This window comes from Dactylosporangium sp. CA-139114, assembly GCF_050955725.1.
Classification (GTDB): Bacteria; Actinomycetota; Actinomycetes; order Mycobacteriales; family Micromonosporaceae; genus Dactylosporangium.
In genome coordinates this window covers 4,823,490-4,846,560 of the sequence record NZ_CP192080.1, presented here as the reverse complement: position 1 = coordinate 4,846,560, position 23,071 = coordinate 4,823,490, and the positions used below count along the sequence as shown (strand labels likewise).

22 protein-coding genes are annotated in these 23,071 nt (G+C 73.9%); 12 read left to right on the top strand and 10 right to left on the bottom strand.

What is annotated here, in order from left to right:
• Nucleotides 1-16: 16 nt before the first annotated feature.
• Nucleotides 17-871 (bottom strand): universal stress protein, encoded by an 855-nt coding sequence (locus ACQP2P_RS21955; RefSeq protein WP_433618699.1) that lies wholly within the window; start codon nt 869-871, stop codon nt 17-19.
• Nucleotides 868-1,761, bottom strand: a complete 894-nt coding sequence (locus ACQP2P_RS21950; RefSeq protein ID WP_433618697.1) for a universal stress protein — start codon at nt 1,759-1,761, stop codon at nt 868-870. The genes ACQP2P_RS21955 and ACQP2P_RS21950 overlap by 4 nt, the downstream gene beginning before the upstream one ends.
• Nucleotides 1,762-2,001: 240 nt before the next feature.
• Between ACQP2P_RS21950 and ACQP2P_RS21945 the strand changes: the two genes are divergently transcribed.
• The 3 genes from ACQP2P_RS21945 (at nt 2,002) to ACQP2P_RS21935 (ending at nt 6,514) form a co-directional block, all read left to right on the top strand.
• Nucleotides 2,002-4,668, top strand: coding sequence for a GNAT family N-acetyltransferase (locus ACQP2P_RS21945; protein ID WP_433618695.1), 2,667 nt, complete (start codon nt 2,002-2,004; stop codon nt 4,666-4,668).
• 16 nt (nt 4,669-4,684) lie between these two features.
• A complete protein-coding gene (locus tag ACQP2P_RS21940; RefSeq protein WP_433618693.1) occupies nt 4,685-5,554 on the top strand; it encodes a universal stress protein in 870 nt (289 codons plus the stop codon).
• A 318-nt stretch (nt 5,555-5,872) separates the two neighbouring features.
• The gene (locus ACQP2P_RS21935) at nt 5,873-6,514 is read left to right on the top strand and encodes an MgtC/SapB family protein (RefSeq protein WP_433618692.1); all 642 of its coding nucleotides are present in this window, start codon (nt 5,873-5,875) and stop codon (nt 6,512-6,514) included.
• 70 nt (nt 6,515-6,584) lie between these two features.
• On the opposite strand, the gene ACQP2P_RS21930 is transcribed toward ACQP2P_RS21935, so the two are convergent.
• Nucleotides 6,585-7,187 carry a hypothetical protein gene (locus tag ACQP2P_RS21930; protein WP_433618690.1) on the bottom strand — a complete coding sequence of 201 codons (603 nt, stop codon included), beginning with the start codon at nt 7,185-7,187 and terminating at the stop codon, nt 6,585-6,587.
• A 272-nt stretch (nt 7,188-7,459) separates the two neighbouring features.
• Between ACQP2P_RS21930 and ACQP2P_RS21925 the strand changes: the two genes are divergently transcribed.
• Nucleotides 7,460-7,864, top strand: a complete 405-nt coding sequence (locus ACQP2P_RS21925; protein WP_433618689.1) for a phage holin family protein — start codon at nt 7,460-7,462, stop codon at nt 7,862-7,864.
• Nucleotides 7,865-7,902: 38 nt separating this feature from the next.
• Nucleotides 7,903-8,499 (top strand): hypothetical protein, encoded by a 597-nt coding sequence (locus ACQP2P_RS21920; protein ID WP_433618688.1) that lies wholly within the window; start codon nt 7,903-7,905, stop codon nt 8,497-8,499.
• Between the two features lie 70 nt (nt 8,500-8,569).
• On the opposite strand, the gene ACQP2P_RS21915 is transcribed toward ACQP2P_RS21920, so the two are convergent.
• Nucleotides 8,570-9,064 carry a hypothetical protein gene (locus ACQP2P_RS21915; RefSeq protein ID WP_433618686.1) on the bottom strand — a complete coding sequence of 165 codons (495 nt, stop codon included), beginning with the start codon at nt 9,062-9,064 and terminating at the stop codon, nt 8,570-8,572.
• 188 nt (nt 9,065-9,252) lie between these two features.
• On the opposite strand from ACQP2P_RS21915, the gene ACQP2P_RS21910 reads away from it, so the two are divergent.
• The 4 genes from ACQP2P_RS21910 to ACQP2P_RS21895 all read left to right on the top strand — a co-directional run bounded on the left by ACQP2P_RS21910 (nt 9,253) and on the right by ACQP2P_RS21895 (nt 11,894).
• Nucleotides 9,253-9,624 (top strand): BlaI/MecI/CopY family transcriptional regulator, encoded by a 372-nt coding sequence (locus tag ACQP2P_RS21910; RefSeq protein WP_433618684.1) that lies wholly within the window; start codon nt 9,253-9,255, stop codon nt 9,622-9,624.
• Nucleotides 9,621-9,800, top strand: a complete 180-nt coding sequence (locus ACQP2P_RS21905; RefSeq protein WP_433618683.1) for a hypothetical protein — start codon at nt 9,621-9,623, stop codon at nt 9,798-9,800. Before ACQP2P_RS21910 ends, ACQP2P_RS21905 begins: the two co-directional genes overlap by 4 nt.
• A gap of 90 nt (nt 9,801-9,890) precedes the next feature.
• Nucleotides 9,891-10,583, top strand: a complete 693-nt coding sequence (locus tag ACQP2P_RS21900; protein ID WP_433618681.1) for a M56 family metallopeptidase — start codon at nt 9,891-9,893, stop codon at nt 10,581-10,583.
• Nucleotides 10,584-10,892: 309 nt separating this feature from the next.
• Nucleotides 10,893-11,894: an NlpC/P60 family protein gene (locus ACQP2P_RS21895; protein ID WP_433618679.1), complete on the top strand. Its 1,002-nt coding sequence runs from the start codon at nt 10,893-10,895 to the stop codon at nt 11,892-11,894.
• A gap of 73 nt (nt 11,895-11,967) precedes the next feature.
• On the opposite strand, the gene ACQP2P_RS21890 is transcribed toward ACQP2P_RS21895, so the two are convergent.
• Entirely contained in the window at nt 11,968-13,947 is a 1,980-nt protein-coding gene (locus ACQP2P_RS21890) for a heavy metal translocating P-type ATPase (RefSeq protein ID WP_433619202.1), read from the bottom strand.
• Nucleotides 13,948-14,036: 89 nt separating this feature from the next.
• On the opposite strand from ACQP2P_RS21890, the gene ACQP2P_RS21885 reads away from it, so the two are divergent.
• Nucleotides 14,037-14,426 (top strand): ArsR/SmtB family transcription factor, encoded by a 390-nt coding sequence (locus ACQP2P_RS21885; protein WP_433618677.1) that lies wholly within the window; start codon nt 14,037-14,039, stop codon nt 14,424-14,426.
• A gap of 39 nt (nt 14,427-14,465) precedes the next feature.
• On the opposite strand, the gene ACQP2P_RS21880 is transcribed toward ACQP2P_RS21885, so the two are convergent.
• Genes ACQP2P_RS21880 through ACQP2P_RS21865 form a run of 4 tightly spaced genes read right to left on the bottom strand, consistent with a single transcriptional unit; the run spans nt 14,466 to nt 19,553 of the window.
• The gene (locus ACQP2P_RS21880; protein ID WP_433618675.1) at nt 14,466-15,821 is read right to left on the bottom strand and encodes an oligosaccharide flippase family protein; all 1,356 of its coding nucleotides are present in this window, start codon (nt 15,819-15,821) and stop codon (nt 14,466-14,468) included.
• Nucleotides 15,796-16,800: a sugar transferase gene (locus ACQP2P_RS21875; protein WP_433618674.1), complete on the bottom strand. Its 1,005-nt coding sequence runs from the start codon at nt 16,798-16,800 to the stop codon at nt 15,796-15,798. The genes ACQP2P_RS21880 and ACQP2P_RS21875 overlap by 26 nt, the downstream gene beginning before the upstream one ends.
• Nucleotides 16,801-16,843: 43 nt before the next feature.
• Nucleotides 16,844-18,730: an asparagine synthase (glutamine-hydrolyzing) gene (gene asnB / locus ACQP2P_RS21870; protein ID WP_433618672.1), complete on the bottom strand. Its 1,887-nt coding sequence runs from the start codon at nt 18,728-18,730 to the stop codon at nt 16,844-16,846.
• Nucleotides 18,731-18,773: 43 nt separating this feature from the next.
• Nucleotides 18,774-19,553: a WecB/TagA/CpsF family glycosyltransferase gene (locus ACQP2P_RS21865; protein ID WP_433618671.1), complete on the bottom strand. Its 780-nt coding sequence runs from the start codon at nt 19,551-19,553 to the stop codon at nt 18,774-18,776.
• A gap of 506 nt (nt 19,554-20,059) precedes the next feature.
• Here ACQP2P_RS21865 and ACQP2P_RS21860 point away from each other — a divergent pair.
• Complete coding sequence (locus tag ACQP2P_RS21860) at nt 20,060-21,145, top strand: LCP family protein (protein WP_433618669.1); 1,086 nt, start codon at nt 20,060-20,062, stop codon at nt 21,143-21,145.
• 152 nt (nt 21,146-21,297) lie between these two features.
• Complete coding sequence (locus tag ACQP2P_RS21855; RefSeq protein ID WP_433618667.1) at nt 21,298-22,449, top strand: MFS transporter; 1,152 nt, start codon at nt 21,298-21,300, stop codon at nt 22,447-22,449.
• A gap of 78 nt (nt 22,450-22,527) precedes the next feature.
• On the opposite strand, the gene ACQP2P_RS21850 is transcribed toward ACQP2P_RS21855, so the two are convergent.
• A complete protein-coding gene (locus tag ACQP2P_RS21850) occupies nt 22,528-22,926 on the bottom strand; it encodes a hypothetical protein (protein ID WP_433618665.1) in 399 nt (132 codons plus the stop codon).
• Between the last annotated feature and the right edge of the window lie 145 nt (nt 22,927-23,071).

The window sequence follows — 23,071 nt, the reverse complement described above, 5'->3', positions numbered from 1 at the left end:
CGGTCGCGGCTTCGCCTCAGCCGTGCGGCGAGCGGACGACCGCGACCGGGCACCGCGCGTGGTGGAGCACCGCCTGGCTGACCGACCCCAGGCGCAGTCCGGGAAAGCCGCCGTGACCGCGCGCGCCGACGACGAGCAGTTCCGCTCCGCCCGACGCATCGGTGAGGACCCCGCCGGCCGGTCCCCGCACGATGTTCAGGCGCACGTCGGCTTCGGGATACCGCTCGCGCCAACCGGCGAGCGACTCGGCGGCCATCCGCCGCTGCTCCTCGCGCACCTCGTCCTCGTCGTACACCACCGCGGCGATGCCACCCGCCTCCGCGGCGGACGAGAACCAGTACGCGTGCACCGCCGTCAACCCGGCGCCGCGGAACGCGGCCTGCTCGAAGGCGAACCCCAGGGCGTGCCCGGCATCGTGGGAACCGTCGACGCCGACGACGACCCGCCCGGCCTCGGGCCCGTCCGCATCGCCGGGACGGCGCACGACCACCACGGGACACTCGGCGTGCGCGGCGAGCTGGAGGCCGGTCGAACCGACCAGCAGCGCGGCGAAGCCACCGAAACCCCGGCTGCCGACGACCACCAGCGAGGCGTGCCGCGCCGCGTTCAGCAGGGCCGGCACCGGCCGCTCCGCGACGATCTCGGTGGTGATCCGCAGATCGGCCGCGACATCGCGCGCGTCCACCACGGCACGGGAGATGATCCGTTCGGCGGCCGGCACCGCGTCCTGCCGCTCACAGGCCTGGACCAGGTGCAGGGGGCGGTGCCGGCGGGCCGCGTCGGCGGCCGCCCACTGCAGCGCCCGCACGCCGTCGTGGGAGCCGTCGACGCCGACGACGACGGCGGCGGCCGGCATGGATGCGGCGGTCACGACGGTTCCTCCGGTTCCTGGGCGCCGCGCCGGGCGTGAGCGATCAGTACGGGGCAGTGTGCCCGGTGCAGCAGGCGCAGACCGACCGAGCCGAGCAGCAGGCCGGTGAACCCGCCGTGGCCTCGGCTGCCGACGACCACCAGCTGCGCCCGTTGCGATCGCTCGACGAGCACATCGGCCGCGTCGCCGTGGACACCGTGACACTCCCAGCGCACGTCCGGGCAGCGCCGGCCCGCCTCGGCCACCTGCGCGACCGCCTGCTCGGCCAGCACCCGCTGGACCTCGGCCGCGTCGTACAGCACCGGGGGCGCACCGACCGGGGGCGGCACCAGCGGCGACTCGACGACCCGCACCGCCGTCAGGCCGCAGCCGCGCTGCCGGGCCTCGCCGAACGCCAGGACCAGCGCGAGGCCCGACGGTCCGGAACCGTCGACGCCGACGAGGACGTCACCGGCCGGGTCCGCCCGCCCGCGCACGACCGCGACCGGGCACGACGCGTGGACGGCGACCTGCTGGCTGACCGAGCCGAGCACGGCCCCGGTGGCGGCGTGGCGGCCCCGGGTCCCCACGACCAGCAGCCCCGCATCGTCTCCGGCCTGCAGCAGCATCTCGGCCGGGTGTCCCGGCAACGCCAGGGGGCGCACGTCAGCCTCGGGCTCCGCGGCGGACACCTGCCGCGCGACCTGCGTGACCGACCGGTCGGCGAACCACTGCGCGGCCTCGGCGAACTCACCCGCCGGCTCGAACGCGGTCAGCGGCACTCGCCAGTGGTAGGTCAGCAGCACCCGCAGCGGCACACCCCGCCGGACCGCCTCCGCCGCGGCCCAGCGCGCGGCCAGCAGCGACGGCTCCCCGCCGTCGACGCCGACCACGACCATCCCGTCGTCCACGCCAACCTCCGCTCGACGGCTCGCGTGCGTACGGTCTCCACTCCGCCGACGCCCACACCCCGGATGGGCCGATTCGCCCGCCGAGGATGACCGGCGGCGTCCGCCCTGCCGTCCGCCCTGGTCGCGGGCGAGAATGGCGGCTACGGGCAGAGCGCATTCCTCCGAACGCCGCGCACGACGGCAGCACGGGCTGGAGGCAACCATGACCGACCGGGTGACGACGCCGGCGGTGGGCTCGCGATGAGCGCCGTCGACTGCCTGACCATGGACGGGCGGATCGTCCGGCTCCGCACGATCCGGCCGCGGGACGCGCCGGCGCTGCTCGCCCTGCACCAGCGGCTCTCCCCGAACAGCCGGTATCTGCGGTTCTTCAGCGCGGGTGCGGCACTGGACGCCGAGGTCCAGAGGCTCACCCGGCCGTCGGGGCCGGACTGCGTACACCTGCTCGTCGAGGAAGGCGACGCGGTGCTCGCCGCCGGCTCCTACGAGCGGGTCGACGCGGCCCGCGCCGACTTCGCGCTCGTGGTCGACGACAACCACCACGGCGAGGGCCTCGGCACGCTGCTGCTGGAGCAGCTCGCCGCCGAGGCGCGACGGGCGGGCATCACCGAGCTCGTCGGCGACGTGCTGGCGCACAACGCCGCCATGCTGCGGGTGGGCGGCGATCTCGCCCCGGGTGTCGCCCGCCGGCTCGGCGCCGACGCCGGGACGGTCCAGATCCGGGTGCCGACGCTGCCCGACGAGGCCGCACTCGCCGCCGTCGGGGTCCGCGACCGCACGGCGGCGCACCACTCGCTGCGCCCCCTGCTGGCCCCCGCGTCGGTGGCGGTCATCGGTGCCGGACGGCGACCCGGCGGGATCGGCCGCGCGGTGCTCGCGGCGCTGCGGGCCGGCGGCTACACCGGGGCCCTCCACGCGGTCAACCCGCACGCCGAGCGGGTGTGCGGGATCGCCGCGCATCCGAGCGTCGCGGCGATCGGCGGCGCCGTGGACCTGGCGGTCGTCGCCGTGCCCGCGGCGGCGGTCCCCGAGGTCGTGCGGCAGTGCTGCGCGGCCGGCGTGCGCGCCGCGGTGATCCTGACGGCCGGCATCGAACCGGCGGCCCAGTCGGCGCTCGTGCGCGAGGCGCGCCGGCACGGCATGCGGATCCTCGGCCCCAACTGCCTGGGCGTGGTGAACACCGACCCCGCCGTGCGGCTGACCGCCACGTTCGCCCCGGCACCGCCCGTCGCCGGCGGCCTGGCGGTGGCGTCGCAGTCCGGCGCGGTCGGCGTGGCCATCCTCGACGCGGCCGCCGGCTGCGGCATCGGCATCTCCAGCTTCGTGTCGCTGGGCAACAAGACCGACGTCAGCAGCAACGACCTGCTCGCCTACTGGTACGACGACCCCGCGACCCGAGCCGTCGCCCTGTACGTCGAGTCCTTCGGCAACCCGCGCCGGTTCGCCTGGATCGCCAGGGCCCTCGCCGGCCGCAAGCCGGTGCTGGCCGTCAAGAGCGGCCGCTCGGAAGGCGGCCGGCGGGCGGGCGCCTCGCACACCGCCGCCGCGGCGGCACCCGAGACGGCCGTGACCGCGCTGTTCGCGCAGGCCGGCGTCATTCGCACCGACACGCTCGGCGAGCTGCTGGACACCGCGCGGGTCCTGGCCGACCAGCCGCTGCCGACCGGCAACCGCCTCGCGGTGGTGGGCAACGCCGGCGGGCTGAACGTGCTGGCGGCCGACGCGGCCCAGACCGCGGGCCTCGTCGTGCCCGCACTGCCCCTGTCCGGCCACAGTCTCGGCGAAGGCCCGCAGGCCGTGAACCCCGTCGACCTCGGCGCCCAGGCCACCCCCGAGACGATGGCCGGGGCGATCAGGGCGGTCGCCCGGTCCGGCGAGGTGGACCTGCTGGTCGTCACGTTCGTCGCGACCCGGACCAACGACGCTCGCGCCACGACCGCGGCCGTCGCCGCCGCGGTGGACGACTGCCCGCAACTGCCGGTCGCCGTCGTCGTGGCCGGGGCGCCGGAGGTGCCCGCGACGCTGGGGGTCCGCAAGGTCCCGGTGTTCGGCCTGCCGGAGCCGGCGGTGCTGGCGATGGGCCGCGCCGCACGGTACGCGGCCTGGCGGCGCGAGCCGGCCGGGAACCGCCCCCCGCTGCACGACATTCACCACGGCGCGGCCCGCGACATCGTGCGGCGGGCACTGGCGGCCGGCGGCGGCTGGCAGCCCGCCGACGTGGCCAGGTCGCTGCTGGCCTGCTACCGCGTGCCGGTGGTGGAGACCCGCATCGCCACGGACCCCGACGCGGCGGTCCGCGAGGCCCGGGCCATCGCCGGTCCGGTGGCACTGAAGGCCGCCGCGCCGCAGCTGGTGCACAAGAGCGACATCGGCGCCGTTCGGCTCGGCCTCGCCGGCGAGGCCGACGTCCGCCAGGCGTACCGGGCGATCGGTAAGGCCGTCGGCGCCGCGCGGCCCGTCGTGACCGTCCAGCCGATGGCCGATCCGGGCGTGGAGATGGTGACCGGCATCGTCCACGATCCGCTCTTCGGTTCCCTGCTCATGCTCGGCCTCGGCGGTGTCTACACCGACCTGCTCGGCGACCGGGCGCTGCGGCTGCTGCCGGTCACCGACCACGACGCCGCCGCCATGTGGCGCGGGCTGCGCGCCGCGCCCCTGCTGACCGGCTACCGCGGCGCGGCACCCGCGGACACCGGGGCGCTGGAGGACCTGCTGCTGCGCCTGGGCCGCCTCGCCGAGGACTTCCCCGAGGTCGCGGAGCTGGACCTGAACCCGGTCCTCGCCGGCCCGCGCGGCTGCGCCGCGGTCGACGTGAAGCTGCGCCTGGCGCCGGTCGGCGCCGAGCCGCCCGACCCGTACCTGCGGCATCTGCTGTGGCAGAGGACCGACGCGACGTCGGGGTCCTGAGGGGAAGGCACCGGTCATGCGGAGCGACAATGCGGTGGTCGTCGGCGTCGACGGCTCACCGAGCAGTCTCGGCGCCGTGGAGTGGGCCGCCGCCGACGCGATGCGCCGGCGACGCCCGCTGCGCGTCGTGCACGCCTTCGTGTGGCCCGCGGTGTTCGGCCCGGCGCCGCCCCGGCTGTACGAGCAGGCCGTCCGGGAGTCCGCCGAGCAGATCCTCGGCGCGGCGGTCTTCCGGGCCCGCGACGTCGCGCCGGACCTCGACATCAGCACCGACACGCCCGCACTGCAGGCCGCCGCCGCGCTCGTGGCCGCCTCCCGGCACGCCGTCGCCGTCGTCGTGGGCAGCCGCGGCCTCGGCGGCTTCACGGGCCTGCTCACCGGCTCCGTGGGCGTCGAACTCGCCGCCCACGCCGCGTGTCCGGTCGTCATCGTCCGCCACACCGTCCGACCGGGCAGCGCCGAGGCCGGCCGCGTCCTGGTCGGCATCGACGGATCCCGCGACGCCGGGCGCGCACTGCGGTTCGCGTTCGAGCAGGCGTCGCTGCGCGGTGCCGGGCTCACCGCCGTCCTGGCCTACCTTCGGCCCGAGCCCACCCGGCCGGACGACGTCCTGCCGCTGATCGGCGATCAGCAGAGCCTGCGCGACGACGAGCGCCGTGTGCTGGGCGAGTCAGTGTCCGGCTGGGCGGAGCAGTATCCCGACGTGCACCTGCGCACCACCGTCGTCCACGGCCGCCCGGCGGCCGTGCTCACCGAGCTGTCGGCCGGCGCGGAGCTGCTGGTCGTCGGCTCGCGCGGGCGCGGCGGCTTCGCGGGGCTGCTGCTGGGCTCCGTCAGCCAGGCCGTCATCCGGCACGCCGCCTGTCCGGTCGCGGTCGTCCGGTAGCGACGTGCGGGGCCCGGGCACAGCGAAAGACCTACGAGGCGGTTTCCCTTCGCCGGCATTGTCCGGATCAGGTGGTGGGGATCGCCGGTGCGACCTCTCGGTCGTTTCAGCCTCTCAGCTCAACTGTCACCAGTTGGGCTCTCCCGCACGTCTCGTAGGCCCACCTCCGAAGCTATACCGAAGGCGAGACGGTGCGGGGTGAGACATCGGGGCATTGCCCCGGCCGCGGCGGCGACGTTTCACCGGCTCCCGTGCGGGAAGCGAGCCGACGCGGGGCCACCCGCAGGGCCGGCACGGACGGGCCGTGAGGGGGCTGGTGTGGTCGACTACGGCTGGGTGGTGGTCGGGCAGGTGCTGCTCGCGGCCGGGTTGGGTGCCGTGATCGGGCTGGAGCGCGAGTTCGGGGCGCAGCCGGCCGGCCTGCGCACCCACATCCTCGTCTCGCTCGGCGCGGCCCTCTTCACGCTCGCCGGCGTCGGACTGCAGCGCTCGGACCCGACACGGGTGGCCGCGCAGGTGGTCACCGGCATCGGGTTCCTCGGCGGCGGCGCGATCTTCAAGGAGGGGGTCACCGTCCGCGGCCTGACCACGGCCGCCTCCTTGTGGGTGACGGCCGCCGTCGGGCTGGCGGTCGGCCTGCGCGCCTGGCCCGCGGCCCTGGTCACCACCGTCCTCACGGTCACCGTGCTGTGGCTGCTCAAAGTGGCCGAGCGCCATTACCTCGCCTTACGGCGGCACCTGCTGATGTGCGTGACGCTGAAGGACGGTGTGTCGCTCGACGAGGTGGAGCGCGAGCTGCTGAAGGTCGTACCCCGGGCAACGATGCTGCGGGTGACGTACGCCGAACACGAGCACGTGATCGAGATGACGGCCCGGCCGCCCGCGACGGCATCCCTGCCGCAGCTGGCCGAGTCGTTGCGCCGGCTGCCCGGCATCGTGGGGGTCAACGTGTCCGGCTGACCGCTTCGCGGTTGCCGGGTCGTATGCGCCAGCGGCGTGGACCGGGCCGCGACGGCCCGGTCCGCGCCCGTCAGGCCTTCGGGGTCTTCGCCATCACGCCCTTCACGAGGGCCGTCATGTTCGTCTTCATGGCGTCGGAGTCCCAGGGCTCGGTGCCGCCGGCGTTGAACCGGACCTCGACGTACAGGTTCTGCTCGACGCAGACGATGACCGCCTCGATGCGCTTGCCGCCCGAGCTGAGCCGCCGGGTGTAGAAGCCCTGTGAGCCGCAGCCGGTGACCTTCTCGTCGTCGAAGCCGGAGATCTTCGGGTAGGTGTCCGCGGACTCCTGGTAGCGGGCCGCGGTGTCGCCGTCGACGTTGGCGAACACCTTGAGCTCCTGGAAGCCGTCGGCGGCGGAGAGGGAGTACTCGCAGCCGTTGAGGGTGTACCTGGTCTTCTCCTCGAGGGGCTCCCCCGTGCCGGTGCCGGCGCGCGGGCCGAGCAGGCTCGGGTCGGCGAGCGCGCACCGGTCGGTGGGCTGCTTGTAGCCGCCGCCGGGGTCCGCGGCGCGGGTGGCCGCCGGGGAGGCCGAGTTGGTGGCGGCCGGCTTGTCGTCCCCGCCGTCGACGAGGACGAGGACGACCCCGAGGACGACGCAGAGCACGATTGTCCCGCCGACGATGCCGAGCACGAGGGCGAGGACGTTCCTGCGTCTCGGCCGGGGAGCCGTCGGCGGGAGGGGCGGTGTCGTATATGGAGCGCCCTGGTAGGGCGGTTGGTGTGGCGCGTTCATGGTCATCAAGTCTGGCGGCGGACGGGCGGCCGCACGGTCGGGCGGCGGATGCCGGGAAGGTCGGCTATCCGACTGTTGTCGGGCTTTGCCCCGCTCTCCCCGGGGGCGGCTCCTGGCGCCTGCCGCGAGATGCCCCGTTTGACGCCGACGGTGCAGGGAACGACCCGCCGATGACCGAACCCGAAGCACGCCGCGACGAGCCGCGCACCGAGGAACCCGCCGCCCGGCTCACCGAGGACATGGCCGAGATCACCCGGCACGAACGGCTGAAGATCCGTGATCCGCTCGTCGAGGCGGTACGCGGCACCGGCGTCACCGCCGCGCTGCTGGCCGGAGCCGGGTTCTTCGGGACGCTCGCCGTGCTGGCCGGCACCGGCACCGCGCTGCGCCCGATGGAGACGAGGATGCCACCGGTGCGCGCCGCGGCCACCCTCACCGGCGCCTACCTGGGGGCGAGCGCGGCCCTCGCCCTGCTCGCCGTCGGCCGCGTGCGGCGCGCCGAGTCCCGATCCGCGGCCGTGACCCGGGAGCTGCGGCGCGTCATGCGGGCGTCGATGCGCGAAGCGAACCGGTGACCGGCATGGAGCGGCCGGGGGCGGGTAGGGCCGTCATCATGGCGAACCTGATGAAGAGCAGCGTCATCGATGAGCGGGACACGGTCCTGCGTTCCATGCACGACACCGGCCTGGCGGCGTGGTTCGGCGGGTCGTTGATGGGCGCGGTGGGACTCAACGGGGCGGCGGGGAAGGTCGACAACCCGCGGGAACGGCTCGTCATCTCGTCCATCGGCTGGGACCGCTGGGCTCCGGTCAACATGGCCGCTATCGGCGCCCACCTCGTCGGGGCGGCCGGCATCCTGGCCTCCGAGCGCAGGCGGGTCTTCGGGCAACGGGGCGTTGCCACGATGAGCGCGGTGAAGACCGGCCTGACCGCGGCGGCGCTCGGTGCGACCGCGTACAGCCGCAAGCTGGGCAAGGAGCTGGAGCGGGCCAGCGAGGTGCCGGTCCAGGCCGTGACCGAACCGGCCGCCGACACCCCTGCCTCGGTCCGGGCGGTGCAGCGGCGTCAGCGCATCGCGCAGTGGTCCGTGCCGGTGCTGACCGGCGCGCTGATCGCCGTGTCGGCTCTGGCGGGCGAGCAGCAGAAGCCCGGTTCGGTCCTGCGGGGCGTCGGCGCGCGGCTGGGCGGCGCCCTCGGCCTTGGCCGCTGACCCTCGCCCGGCCGCGCTGTCACAGTGACGTCGGTCCGTCCGGCGGTGGACGGGCCGCCGCCGGCCGGCGTCACGCGATCTTGTTGAAGCGGTACAGATGGCAGACGTCCGGATCACCCTCGTACCAGTACAGCCACGGCTGCTCCCGGGTGCCGGAAATATCCAGGGACGTACCGTGCGACCGGGGCTTTCCGTCCGAGGTCAGGCGCAGCCTGATGTCGCCCTGGCTGCCACCGGCCGATTGCAGGCTCCACTCCCCGGGTCCGGAAAGGTTCAGCGATTCGCCCATGAACTCCGTAACGAGCGCGGTCGCCACGAGCGAGCCGTCCGCCTGGAGTTCGAGGTGGGCGCCGTCCTGAGCCTCGTAGGTCCCGACGAGATCGGCCTCGGCAATGCCATCGGGCCGCTCGGCGCCGCAGCCGAAATAGTTCACCGGCCCGAGCAGGACCCACGCCCCGGCGCAGCAGACGAGGATCGCGCAGCAGGCGGCGACGATACCCGCGACCGCGACACCCAGGGCACCCACGACACCCGTGGCCGCGCCGGCCGACGTCTTCTTGAACATGTTCAGATTCTGAGCCGCCCTCGGCTCGGCGTACAAGACCGGTCGTGCGTGACGGCGGGCACCCCGCCGATCGGCCGTCCGGACAGCACGCCTCGCCGACGTTCACCTAAGCGCCTTCGTTGACCGGATCGTTCGACATCAGGGAGGAAATGCCAAGATACGATGGCGCTTCGTCGTGGGGAGGTGCGGTGCAGGGGTTCGGCGACCTGGAAGCGGCGCTCATGGAGCTGCTGTGGGAGCGCGGCGAGCCGACCACGGTCCGTGAGGCCCTCGACGGGCTGCAGTGGCATCGCGACCTCGCCTACACGACGGTGCTGACCGTGATCGACAACCTGTACCGCAAGGGCCGGCTCACCCGCGAACAGCACGGCCGGGCCTACCGGTACACGCCCGCGCTGACCCGGGAGCAGTGCGTCGCGCAGGCCATGCACAACGCCCTGGTCGACAGCGGTGATCGGATCGAGGCGCTGACCCACTTCGTCGGGCGGATGAGCCTGGACGAGGCCGCCGCGCTGCGGGCCGCGCTGCGCTCCTACGAACGCCGGATCGCCGGCCGGTGAGCCCGCCGCTCCTCGCCGCGTTCACCACGGTGCTGGCGCTCGTCGCCGCGCCGCGGCCGGCCTCGGCGCGCTGGGTCGTGCGCGCGCCCCGGCTCGCCGTCGCCGCGTGGCTGGGCCTGTCCGGTGCGGTGCCGCTCTCGGCGGCCTTCACCGCATTGACGCTGCTGTTGTACTAGGACCGCGCCCACGACCTCGTCAAGGGCGCCTGGCACATCTGCCTCGACGCGCTCCTGGGCCACCACGGGCGCGCGGCCCAGGCGGCGGCCGTGGCCGGACTGACCGGTCTGGTCCTGCTCGGCGGCCGGCTGGCCGTCAACGGCCGGCGTCTCGTGATCGCCGCCCGGGCCCGCCGCGCCGAGCTGCGGCTCGCGGTGCGGCTCGGCGGGCTGCCGTCCTCGCTGCCCGGGACCAGCATCGTGCACCACGACGAGCCCGCCGCCTATCTCCTGCCCGGGCCCAGCCGGCCCGGCCGTGCGGCCGAGATCGTGCTCACCTCGGCCGCCGTCGAACGCCTGCGGGCGCCCGAGCTCGCCGCCGTCCTCGCCCACGAGCGCGCGCACCACGCCGGGCACCACTACGAGATCACGCATTGGATGCGGCCGCTCGCGGCCGCCTTCCCGCGGGCCGGCAGCTGCACGCTCGGCCGCGGCCAGGTCGACCGGCTGGTGGAGCTGTGCGCCGACGACACCGCGGCCCGCGCCACCGCCCACATCGATCTGGCCCGGGCCCTGGTCAGCATGGCCCAGCCCGGCCCCTCCGGCCCGCCGGACGGCGCCCTGGGCGCCCGCGGCGGCGACACCCTCGAACGGCTGCGCCGACTGCTCGATCCGCCGCCGCCGCTGTCGTGGCCGGCTCGCGCCACGATCGTCGCCGCGACCGCCGCCGCCCTCGCCGCCCCGATCGCGATGGCGGCGTTCGACCGGTACGTCACCTGGGCCCCGGCCCTGTTGCCGATGTAGTCCGGGTCCCGCACCGGCGAGAAGGGTCGTGCCGGCACGACTTCCAAGGGGATTGGCAGGCTCCGGCACGACCCAGAACGACAGTACTACTAATTTGCGTAGTAGTACAGCGCCAGTTGGCGGCGATGGACAGCCCGAGTCGCCATACCCGCCCACCCGGGTTACCTGCGTGCTACTAATGCGCTTAGTAGCTTGGAATCCCCGGACGCGCGCCAGCTGCTGCAGGCTTGGCACCTGCCCGGCACCACTGCTATCTCGGCTAGGAGACGGACTTGTCTGGCCGGGCGGCGGTGCGTAAGGTTCGCGGACGTGCCGTTCCGCCGCCTCCACGCGCCTCGCATCTGCCCACCGTCGCCGCGCAGGGCCCTGGTCACCGTGGTGACCGTGGTCGCGGTGCTGCTGGCCGGCACCGGGGCGGCCCAGGCCGAGCCGACCCCCGCGGAGCTGGAGCGACAGATCGACGAGATGTGGAACCAGCTCGAGCCGACCATCGAGCAGTACAACCAGGTCCACACCCAGCTCAAAGACAACCAGGCCAAGGCCCAGAAGCTGCAACAGCAGCTCCAGCCGCTGCAGGCCCAGGTCGACGCCGCGATGGGCAAGATCAGCGAGATCGCCGTCCGCCAGTACAAGACCGGCCGCCTCACCACCCTGCAGGTCCTGCTCTCCGGCAGCACCCCGACCGACACGCTCGACCAGCTCACGGTCGTCAACGCCATCGCCCGCAACGAACGCGCCCAGATCCAGGACGTCGCCGCGGCCCGCGACCGGCTCGCCGCCGACAAGCGGACCCTCGACACCCTCATCGCCCGGCAGACCACCGAGGACAAAGAGCTCGCCGCGAAGAAGACGCAGATCGAAGCCAAGATCTCCGAGCTGCAGAAGCTCCGGCAGCAGGCGTACGGCGGCAGCGGCGCCACCGGCACCCTCAAGCCCGTCGCCTGCCCCGTCGACTACCTCGGCGGCGCGGGCGGCACGGCCGCGAAGAAGGCCTGCGAGCTCATCGGCAAGCCCTACGTCTGGGGCGCCACCGGCCCCAAGGGCTACGACTGCTCCGGACTGACCATGGCCGCCTGGGCCGCGGCCGGGATGTCCCTGCGGCACTACACCAAGTGGCAATGGGAGGACGCGAAACCGGTCGCCAAGGCCGACCTGCGCCCGGGCGACCTCGTGTTCTTCTACAGCGACCTGCACCATGTGGGCCTCTACGTCGGCGGCGGCTGGATGGTCCACGCCCCCACCACCGGCGACTACGTCCGCATGGCAAAGCTCGACGGCCGGCCCATCGCCGGGTACCGCCGGCCCAGCTGACCGCGGCCGCGGCCGGTCCCGCCCGCGGCTGGTCCGCCCGCGGCCGGCGCGCTCGCGGGCTGACGGCTGCGGCTCATGCGGCCGCGATCCGGCCCGCGCGCCGCCAGGCGGCATCGGCGAGCAGGCGCAGTCCGTTGAGGCCGACGATCACGGTGGAGCCCTCGTGCCCGGCGACCCCGAGCGGCAGCGGCAGGTGACCGAGGAGGTCCCACGCCACGAGGACGGCGATGAAGGTGCCGGCGATGACGAGGTTCGCGGCCACGACCCGGCGGGCCCGGCGCGACAGGGCGATGAGCGGCGGCAGGGCGGTCAGGTCGTCGCGGACCAGGACCGCGTCGGCACTGGTGAGCGCCAGGTCGCAGCCGTGGCGGCCCATGGCGACGCCGAGGTCGGCGGTGGCCAGGGCGGGCGCGTCGTTGACGCCGTCCCCGACGAGCATCACCCGCTCCCCCCGCCGCTGCAGGGTGCGGACCCGTTCGACCTTGTCCTCGGGCAGGAGGGCGGCGTGCACGTCGGTGATGCCGGTGTCGGCGGCGAGGCGGTGCGCGGCGCCGGCGTTGTCGCCGGTGAGCAGGACCGGCGGGGTGCCGGTGACCGCGGACAGGGCCGCGACGGTGGCCGCGGCCCCGGGACGGACCTGGTCGGCGAGGACCACCACGCCGGCCGGGCGGCCGTCGACGACGACGGCGACCGCGGTGCGGCCCGCGTCGTGGGCGCCGGTGACGACCCGCCGCACGTCCGCTCGGCCCGGGTCGGCGGCGCCGGACAGGACGGGCCTGCCGGCTCGGACGTGGCGGCCGCCGACGATCGCCTCGACGGCGTGCCCGGGCGTGGCCCGGAAGCCTTCGGCGGGCGGGACCTCCAGGCCACGCTCGCGTGCGGCCCCGACGACGGCCGCGCCGAGGGGGTGCTCGCTGTGCGTTTCGACGGCGGCCACGAGCCGCAGCAGATCCCGCTCGCCGAGGCCGGAGCCGGTCGCGGGGTGGACGCCGGCGACACGGATCGCGCCGTTGGTGAGGGTGCCGGTCTTGTCGAAGGCGACGACGGTGGTATCGGCGAGCTGTTCCATCACGACGGCGGACTTGACGAGCACGCCGTGGCGGCCGGCGAGGGCGATCGCGGACAGCAGCGGCGGCATCGTGGCCAGCACCACCGCGCACGGCGACGCGACGATCATGAACGTCATCGCCCGCAGCAGCGTGGTCCGCAGGTCGGCGCCGAACAGCAGCGGGATCGCGAACAGGGCGAGGGTGGCGACGACGACGCCGATGGAGTACCGCTGCTCGACCTTCTCGATGAACAGCTGGGTGCGGGACTTCGTCGCGGACGCCCGCTCGACCATGGCCACGATCCGGGCGATGACCGAGTCGCCGGCCGCTCGGTGCACCCGGGCGGTCAGCGCGCCCGTGCCGTTGAGCGTGCCGGCGAACACCTCGTCGCCGGCGGTCTTCGCCACCGGCAGCGACTCGCCGGTGATGGTGGACTGATCCACGTCGCTGTCCCCGGTGAGGACCACCGCGTCCGCCCCGATGCGTTCGCCGGGCCGGATGCGAACCAGGTCGCCGACCCGCAGGGCGGCGGCGGGGACCACCGTCGTGGTGCCGTCGGGGTCGAGCCGGGTCGCCTGTTGCGGGGCGAGGTCGAGCAGCGCCCGGACGGAGTCGGCGGTCCGGGCCTTGGCGAACGCCTCGAGCGCACCCGAGGTGGCGAAGATAACGATGAGCAGCGCCCCGTCGAAGACCTGCCCGATCGCGGCCGCCCCGATCGCGGCGACGATCATGAGCAGGTCCACGTCGAGGCTGCGCCCCCGCAGCGCCCGTAGCCCGGCGAGGGCCGGCTCCCACCCGCCCGTGACGTAGCCGGCCAGGTACAGGCTCCACCACACCGGCGCCGGGGCCCCGGCCAGCTGCGCCAGCCCGCCCGCGGCGAAGAGCACCGTGGCGGTCGTCGCCCAGCGGATCTCCGCCAGGGCCCACATGCGCGGGCCGAGGCGGCGCGGCCGGCCGGAGGCGAGCCCGGCCGGCGCCGTGGCGGGTGGTCGTGCCGACGTCAAGGTCACGAGCGACAACACTACCTGCGTAGGCATGCAGATAGCCAGGCAGATGAGCAGACGAATACGGAGGATGCGGTTACGCTGGTCGGGTGCACACCGAGCTGCCCGACTTCCGGATGCCGAACGACGAGCAGGTCCATCTCGCCGCCGAGGGGTTCCGGCTGCTCGCCGACCCCACCCGGATCAAGATCCTATGGGCCCTCCTGCAGGGCGAGTCGTCGGTGGCCTGCCTGGCCGAGCTCGTCGGCGCCGCCCCGACCGCGGTGAGCCAGCACCTGGCCAAGCTGCGGCTCGCCGGGCTGGTCCGGGGACGCCGGGAGGGCACGTTCGTGCACTACTCCGCCGCCGACGCCCATGTGCGCGCCCTGCTCGCCGAGGCGCTGTTCCACGCCGACCACGCCGACCGGAACCTGCCCGACCATCCCCGCGGCGACGCGGTGACCCACCAGCACACGGTTCCCGCGGTCGCGCCCGCCTGACCGCCTGCCGCCTGCCCGTCCGGCGTCCGGGCCGTGGGCCTAGGCGTTCTGCGGGGCCTCCGCACGGGCCGGTGCGGGCGCCGCGAACGAGGGGCCGAGCGACCTCAGCGCACCGGCGTAGAGCATCAGCATGCAGATCAGGCCGGCGGCGGAGCCGATGAGCAGGCCCCACGCGGCGCCGTGCAAGCCGCCCCGGCCGGCGCCGAGCGCGAGGCCGCCGAGGGAGACGACGGCGAAGACGACGTACTGCCCGAACAGCGCCCGGGCCTGGTGCATGCCGCGCAGCGCGGCGGTGAACGGCGCCTGCACCAGGTAGACCGCGCCCTGCAGAGCGATCGGCAGGGCCAGCGGGGCGGCCTCGGCGAACTTGTGGGTGTGCACCAGGACGTACGAGACCACCGGCCAGACGATGAGCACCATCAGCGCGCCGAGGACGGCGAAGGCGAGCGCCAGCCGGTGGGTCTGGCGGCGCAGGGCCGCGGCGGCGGCGGTGCCGCCGGGGCCGGGCTCGGCGGCCTCGGCGGCGTGGCGGGAGGCCCGCGGCGTGAGCAGGCTGCTGATCGCGGTGACCAGGTTCTGGACCGGCTGGAGCTGGACGGTCTGCACGAAGCGGAAGTTGCCCAGGTCGATCTTCGACAGGCGTCCGGCGACGGTGAAGCTGATGGCCAGGGTGTGGACCTGGGCGACGATGGCGGTGAGGGTGAACCAGCCGGAGAGGTGGCGGGTTTCGGCCAGCCAGGCCGCGGGGCTGCCCCGCCAGGGCAGGCGGCGCTCGCGCAGCAGGTAGACGGTCATGCCGGCGGTGGCGCCGAGGCCCCAGACGGTCAGCAGGGCGCCGGCGCTGCAGCGGTGGGTGGCGATCATGACGGCGACGAGGACGGCCTGGGTGCCGGCCCAGACGAGGTCGATGCCGAGGGCCTTGTCCGGGCGGCGGTCGGCGAGGTAGTCGCAGCGGGCGGTGTCGTGCAGCATGATCGGGACCATGAACGGGGCCAGCCGGACGAGCTCGCGCAGGTCGATCTGGCCGTGGCCGGGCCAGGCCGCCCAGAGCGCGACGAAGACGGCGGTGGTCACCACGCCCGAGCACAGTGCGGTGGCGAGACCGTTGCGGGCCAGGCGGACCCGGGGGTCGCCGTCGTAGCGGGACGCCAGGGCGAGCAGGACGTCGCCGACCACGGCGCGGTTGAGGTACATCGCGAGGTAACCCACGGCGAGGGCCAGCGCGAGCGCGCCGAAGTGCGCCTTCGACAGCAGGATGCCGCCCAGCAGCGTGTTCGCCGCGTTCGCCGCGGCGATCACCAGCTGGTCGAGCAGGCCGGCGCCGACGAAGCGGGACGCGCCACCCAGTCCGTGCGGGTGGCGCGTGCGTTCAGGCGTCCTGGGTACGGCCGGCATGCTCGACCAGACCCGGAAGCTGCCCGTCGTTGCGCGTCGCCGGCACCGTGACGGGACTCGGCGCGGCGAGCACCGGCTCGTCGTAGTGACGCTCGCCGCGGGCCGTGGTCAGCACCGCGCGGACGAGCAGCTGCAGGTCGAGCCGCACGCTCTGGTGCTCGATGTAGGCGAGGTCCTTCACCAGCCGCTCCTGCGGCGGCATGTGGAACTTCTCGATCTGGGCGATGCAGGCGATGCCGGGCCGCACCGTGTGCCGCTCGGCGTATCCGGGAACCGCCTCGAGGTGCTGGTTGACGAGCACGGTGCGCAGCGGCCGGGGCCCGACGAGGGCCATCGAGCCGCTGAGCACGTTGATCAGCTCGGGCAGCTCGTCGAGGTGCCAGCGGCGCAGCCAGCGCCCGACCCGCAGCGTGCGCGGGTCCCCCGCGGGCGACACGACGGGTCCGGTGAGCCGTTCGGCCCCGTACTGCATGCTGCGGAACTTGAACTGCCGGAACGTGCGTCCGCCGCGGCCCACGGAGTTCTTGGTGAAGAAGATCGGCCCCGGCTCCTCGAACCAGATGAGCAGTCCGATGATCGGCCACAGCGGCAGCGTGAGCGCGAGTCCGACGAGGGCGCCGACGACGTCCAGGACCCGCTTGCCCCGCGGCTCGCGGCGCACGGCCCAGGCGGTGTGGTGCCGCAGCACCGCGTGCTGCACCGCGGGCGACGGCGGCGCGTTGTCCTCCACGATCCCGGCGGTGGCGCCGCTGAGCACGATCCCGCCCGCGAACGACCCGGTGATGAGGATCATGGCGGCCCGCGCCGGCACGTCATGGCCCAGGCGCAGCCAGATCCACGGCGCGACGATCAGCGTCGCGGTGACGACGAAGGCGACGCGGCAGGCCCAGGCCCGGGCGGGCGGGGGAACCGAGGAGGTGAGCACGACGGCGGGCAGGCAGGCCAGGAACAGCGGGATGAGCAGCACCCAGTGTCTCACGGGTTGTCGTACCTCCGGGGAAAGCGGGCGGGCGCCGTCGTCGTCATCGGTATGCCTTCTCCTGCTCGGCCCACATCGTGAACAGCAGCAGGATCCAGATCTCGCGGGCGTGTTCGGCCACGCCGCTGAGGTGGCGCCCGACGATCTCGTCGACCGCGTCGAAGCGCAGATAGCCCTGCCGCCGCAGGACGTCGCGGGACAGGTAGTCGCCGACCAGCGGCCGGTAGACGCCGCGCAGCCAACGCGGCAGCGGGGCGTTGAAGCCCTTCTTGCCCATGGCGAGCGTCTGCGGCGGCAGCAGGCCGGCCATCGCCTGCCGCAGCAGCCACTTCGGTTGCCGGCCCGGCAGCTTCATGCGGCCCGGCAACGAGAAGGCGAACTCGAGCATCGGCGTGGCCAGCAGCGGCACCCGGACCTCCAACGAGTGCGCCATGCTCACGCGGTCGACCTTCGTCAGCACGTCGTCGGGCAGGTAGACGTGGGCGTCGGTGTACTGGAACCGGGTGAGCCGGTCGAATCCGGCCCCGGCGTCGTAGTGCGGCTCGTGCGTGTCGTAGGTGTCGCACAGCTCGGCGAGCACGTCCGGCTGCAGCAGCCGCGCCTTGTGCGCCTCCCGGAACACGACCCGCCACAGGTAGTGGCTGCGGCCGGGCTCCTCGACGGCGTTCTCGGCGAAGCGGCGCGCCTTGAAGTCGAAGCTCGCCCGCTCACTGGAGCGGGGCAGGTACCGCAGCAGGCCCGGCACGAGCCGGCCCGTCACCGCGCGCGGGAGGTGGCGGTAGTAGCGGGCGTACCGGTCGGCCTGGTAGGTGAGGTAGCCGGCGAAGAGCTCGTCGCCGCCGTCGCCGCTCAACGCCACGGTCACGTCCCGGCGGGCGAGGCGGCACAGGTAGTAGGTGGGCACCATCGACGGATCGGCGAAGGGCTCGTCGAAGGCCGGCAGGATGCCGTCCACGACGTCCTGCGCCGCCGGCTCGACCAGCAGCTCGGTGTGCTCGGTCCCGAACCTGTCCGCGACGAGGGCGGCCCCGTCCCGCTCGTCGTAGGACCGGTCGGCGAAGCCCACCGAGAACGTCTTCAGCTCGGCGTCGGGCTCGGCGCGCCGGGCGGCGGCGACGACGGTGGCGGAGTCCATGCCGCCGCTGAGGAAGAAGCCCAGCGGTACGTCGGCCGCCAGTTGCTGGCGGACGGTGCTGACCAGGAGCTCGCGCAGGATCCGTCCCGCACGGGCGACGGTGAGGTCCTGCCGCTGCGGCACGTCGGCGAGCGCCCAGTAGCGCCGCGAGGTGCAACGGCCGTCCTGCCATACGAGCGTCGTACCGGGTTCGAGCTTGCGGATCTCCCGGTACATCGTCCGCGGCGCGGGCACGTACATGAGCGACAGGTACGCGCTGAACGCCTGGAGGTCCGGTGTCCGCTCGGGCAGGGCGCACAGGACCGCCTTGATCTCCGACCCGAAGACGAGGCCGTCGGCGCGCTCGGCGTAGTGCAGCGGCTTCACGCCCACCCGGTCGCGGGACAGCACCAGGCGATGACGGGCACGGTCGTACAGGGCGATGGCGAACATGCCCTCCAGGTGCTCCGCGAAGCCGGTGCCGAACTCCTCGTACAGGTGCGGAATCACCTCGGCGTCGTTGCCGGATGCGAAGGTGTGGCCGCGCGCGGCGAGGTACTGCCGCAGTCTGCGGTGGTTGTAGATCTCACCGTTGAGCACCGCGACCACGGCGCCGTCCTCGGACCGCACCGGCTGCCGGCCGTGCAGCACGTCGATGACGGCCAGGCGCCGCACCGCCAGGCCGGCGGTGGGGGTGAGGAAGAACCCGTCCTCGTCGGGGCCCCGGTGCGCGAGGCTGCGGCACATGGCGCGCAGCCGGTCCTCGTCCACGGGACGCGTGTCGTCGGCCAGCACCATGCCGGCGATTCCGCACATGTATCCTCCGCCTCGGTCGGTCGATGAACTGGGGCGGGTGCGGTCAGACCGGTGCGGGCTCGACCGGCCGGTGCGAGGGCGCGGGCACGTAGGGTTCCCACAGCCCGGCCTTCTGCGCGGACAGCCGCACGAGGTAGCGGGGGCCGAGAATCAGGTAGCGCCGCCACAGCCGGCGCGGCTCGAGGACCAGCCGCAGCAGCCAGGCCAGGCCGTTGCGCTGCATCCAGCGCGGTGCGCAGCGCAGCCGGCCGGAGTGGTAGTCGAAGGCGGCCCCGACCGCCAGCAGCGGCATGGCGAGCAGCGGCCGCATCGCGTGGACGAACGACTCCTGCCGCGGGCAGCCGAGCCCGACCAGGACCACGCGGGCCCCCGACGCGTTGATCCGCTCGGCGATGCGGGCGTATTCGCCCGGCTCGGCGTCGCGGAACCGTGACGGCTCGGCGCCGGCGATGCGCAGGGCCGGCATGGTCCGGGTCAACACCTCGACCAGCCGGTCGACGGTGCGCTGGGTGGAACCGTAGAGGTAGACCGGCAGCCCCTCGTCGGCCGCGCGCCGCAGCACCCGCAGCGTCAGCTCCGGGCCGCTCACCCAGTCGCGCAGCCGAGCCTGGTGCAGCAGGTTCAGCGCCCACCGTACCGGCTGGCCGTCCGGGGCCACCACGTCGAAGGCATTGAGCCGGGCGTTGTGCCGCCGGTCCGACAAGCCCGTCATCACGCCGTGCACGGCCAGCGCCGTCAGGATGAACGGGCGCTGTTGCCGGGCGGCCGTGATCACCCTCGCGACGGCGGTGTCGTAGTCGATGACGTCGACCAGAACCCCCATGACGCTGCGTTTTCCCGCGTCGACGACCAACGATCTTCCTTCCCCTCGCCCCGCGACACGCGCCGGTCATCGGACCGGCTCGAGGCATCGAACGCCGGCCTCAACTGCGGGATGTCGAGCGCGCCTGTACCCGGCCGGTTCCCGGTAAACGCGGCGCGCCGGGCGGGCGGAGGTGACTTTGCGGGGTGTCCGGCAGTGCCACCTGCGCTATCACCTGCCGATACGTCGCCCGGCCCGGCCGGGGCCTCTTACGCTTGCGAGGTCACGCAGATGTCACGGCTCCCGGCGCGCCAGATTCGCGGCCGGCCCGGCTCGAGGACAGAGACGGTATGGGCGATCCAATTCCTGATGCAGGCGCCGGTGACGGCCGACGGGCCCGTGGGCGGGCGGTGGTGCGGGCCAGCGTCCCGCCACCCGAGACGGCCGCCATCCGGGCCGCGGACCCGCCGCGTCCACAGCGTCCACAGCGTCCGCGGAGGCCTCGGCGGCCTCGGCGCTGGGCCCGTGTGCTCGTCCTCCTCGGCGTGCTGCTCGTGCTGGTCAGCGCCGCCGCCCTCGCCGGCTCCCGGGCGCTGCTGAGCCGCTACACCGCCTCGATCGGCCAGGAGAACCTGCTCGGCGACGCGGCGGACCCGCACGTCAGCATCGACGGGCCGATCAACCTGCTGCTGGTCGGCATCGACCAGCGCATCGATCAACGCGACGACAGCCCGGACGTCGACCACAACGCCGACTCGATCATGATCGTGCACATTCCGGCGAGCCACGACGCCGCCTACCTGGTCTCGGTGCCCAGGGACTCGTACGTGTCGATCCCGCCCTATCCGAGGAGCGGGTTCGACGGCGGCCACGCCAAGATCAACGCGGCGTTCCCCAGCGGCTACGGCAACGGCGCCGGCCGGGCGGGCGGGTTCGGGCTGCTCGCATTGACGATCAAGCAGCTGACCGGGATCTCCTTCAACGGCGGCGCGATCGTCGACTTCGCCGGGTTCAAGTCGCTGGTGGCGGCCCTCGGTGGGGTGGACATGTGCGTGGACGAGCGGACCGTCTCGGTCCACATCGGCCACGATGCCCATGGCCGGTACCAGATGCCATATGCGATGACCGATGACGGGCCGGTTGCCGTTGCGGGGGTCACCCCGCAGGTGTACCAGCCCGGCTGCCAGCATCTGGCCGACTGGCAGGCCCTGGACTACGTGCGCCAGCGCGAGCTGCTCCCGGACGGCGACTACGGGCGGCAGCGCCACCAGCAGCAGTTCATCAAGGCCGTCCTGAAACAGGCCACCAGCAGCGGCGTGCTCACCAGCCCCGGCAAATTGGACCAGGTGCTGCGCGCCGCCGGCCAGGCGCTGACCTTCGACAGCGGCGGGATCTCCGTCGCCGACTGGATCTTCACGCTGCGCGACATCCGCTCCGGCGCCCTGACCATGCTGAAGACCAACGGTGGCACCTTCAACTCCGAGGTCATCAACGGCCAGGACACCGAGATTCTCAGCGACACCAGCCTGCAGCTGTTCAGCGCCGTGCGCGAGGACACCGTGCCGGCATTCGTCGCCGCCCACCCCGACTGGGTGGCCGGCGACGCCGCATAGGGCCGGGGCCGACCGGCACCCGCGGGAAATCGGCTTGATGCATCCGGCCGGGGCTGGCAGCGTGCCATCCCGTGCCGAAGGCAGCCGCCGCTTCCGGCGGGCCCCTCCGGTCGCCGGCCTTCCGGTGGTACTCCGCCGGCCTCACGATCTGCATGGCCGGCAGCTTCATGTCGCCGGTCGCCCTGGCCTTCGCAGTCCTCGAGATCACCGGCAGCGCGGCCTGGCTGTCCACGGTCACCGCCACCGCCTTGGTGGCGACGGTCGCGACGATGCTCGTCGGCGGCGGCGTCGCCGACCGCTACCGCCGCGACGCCGTGCTGCGCCTCACCGGTCTCGGCGCCGGCGTCACCCAGGCCGGCGTCGCGGCCCTGCTCCTGACCCATCAGCACCCGGCGCTGCTGCTGCCGCTGGCCGCCTGCAACGGCGTGTTCCAGGGGCTGACGACACCCGCGCTGCGCGGCATCGTGTCGAACCTCGCAGCCGGGCGCGATCTGCAGACGGCCAGCTCCCTGCTGGCCTCGGCCCGCAACGTCACTCGAATCCTCGGCCCGGCCGCCGCCGGCCTGCTGACCGCCTCGGTCGGCGGCGGCTGGGCGATCGCCGCGGACGCCGCCTCCTTCCTGCTGGCGGCCGCCTGCTTCTCCCGGATCTCGCTGCCCGCGCCGGCACCGCGCGGCGAGGACAGCCCCACGATGCTCGCCGACATGGTGGAAGGCTGGCGATACTTCAAGTCCCGGCCGTGGATCTGGTCGGTGACGCTGGCCTTCGCCGTGTTCAACGCGGCCAACCGGGGCGTCTGGCAGATCCTCGGCCCGGTCATCGCACACGACACCATCGGCGCCGCGGGCTGGGGCCTGGTGCTGAGCGCCCAGGGTGTCGGGGCGCTGCTTGCCAGCGTGGCGCTGGTGAAGGTGCGGCTGATGCGGCGGCCGATGATGCCGGCTCTGTTCGCCATGGCGCTGGCCACCCTCCCGCTCGTGCTGCTGGGCGCCGGCGCCGACGTGGTCTGGCTGGCCGCGGCGTCGCTGTTGACCGGGGTGGCCGTCGAGTTCTTCACCGTCGTGTGGGAAACCGTCAACTACACCAACATTCCCGAGCGTCTCCTGTCCCGGGTCGGCGCTCACGACGAGTTCTGGTCGACGGTGTCGCTGCCCGTCGGCCAGATGTCCGCGCCGGTCCTCGCGGCGGCGTTCGGGGCGGCGACGGTGGCCGCCACCGGGGGCGGGGTCGCGGCGGCGGCGATGCTCCTGGTCTCGCTCGTGCCGTCACTGCGCCGGATCGAGATCAAGCACGATGACGTCTGAGCGGCCGCGTGGAACAGGCCGCCCTGACCCGATGACGAGCGCCGTGCCCGCGCCGGTGCCGACCAGGGCGCCGGCGGGCTAGGACTGGAAGTGGCGCCGCGACGCCGGCAGCGCGAGCAGCCCGGCGCAGACGACGGTCACGGCCAGGAACACCAGCGACGCCGACTCGTCGAAGGCGATGAGCTTGAGCAGGCTGAAGGCGGTTTGCGCCGCGAGCAGGGCCAGCGCCGTGCGCAGCGCCCACGCGGGGCCGCGGCCGAGGCGCAGCGCCGTGACGATGCAGCCGAGCGCCATGACGGGCGCCCAGACGACGGCGATGTAGTCCTTGCCGGCGAGCGGCGTGATGATCGAGAAGACGATCGTCGCGACGAGCTGGAACGCTCCGAGCGGCAGCAGCAGCAGGAGCTGGGCGCCGCGAACGGCGATCGGCACCCGCCGCCGCACGGTGGTCGTCACTTCGGTGGTGGTCGTGGTCATGGGTGGCTCCGGTTCTGGTCGGTGTTCGTCGACGTCGATCGTGCGGCCGGGCGGTGCCCTCGCTCATCGACCCACGGGCGGAACCGCGGCTGATCCGGTGGGCCGAGCACGAGCTCAGCCCCTGGGCTGATGACACGCCACGCGC

Bases quoted from the DNA above. Each gene is read 5' to 3' on its own strand.
- ACQP2P_RS21945 (WP_433618695.1), top strand. From the start codon at position 2,002: ATGAGCGCCGTCGACTGCCTGACCATGGACGGGCGGATCGTCCGGCTC.
- ACQP2P_RS21880 (WP_433618675.1), bottom strand. From the start codon at position 15,821: ATGCCGGCCGTACCCAGGACGCCTGAACGCACGCGCCACCCGCACGGA.
- ACQP2P_RS21920 (WP_433618688.1), top strand. From the start codon at position 7,903: ATGGCGAACCTGATGAAGAGCAGCGTCATCGATGAGCGGGACACGGTC.
- ACQP2P_RS21865 (WP_433618671.1), bottom strand. From the start codon at position 19,553: ATGGGGGTTCTGGTCGACGTCATCGACTACGACACCGCCGTCGCGAGG.
- ACQP2P_RS21855 (WP_433618667.1), top strand. From the start codon at position 21,298: ATGGCCGGCAGCTTCATGTCGCCGGTCGCCCTGGCCTTCGCAGTCCTC.
- asnB (WP_433618672.1), bottom strand. From the start codon at position 18,730: ATGTGCGGAATCGCCGGCATGGTGCTGGCCGACGACACGCGTCCCGTG.
- ACQP2P_RS21940 (WP_433618693.1), top strand. From the start codon at position 4,685: ATGCGGAGCGACAATGCGGTGGTCGTCGGCGTCGACGGCTCACCGAGC.
- ACQP2P_RS21925 (WP_433618689.1), top strand. From the start codon at position 7,460: ATGACCGAACCCGAAGCACGCCGCGACGAGCCGCGCACCGAGGAACCC.
- ACQP2P_RS21915 (WP_433618686.1), bottom strand. From the start codon at position 9,064: ATGTTCAAGAAGACGTCGGCCGGCGCGGCCACGGGTGTCGTGGGTGCC.
- ACQP2P_RS21850 (WP_433618665.1), bottom strand. From the start codon at position 22,926: ATGACCACGACCACCACCGAAGTGACGACCACCGTGCGGCGGCGGGTG.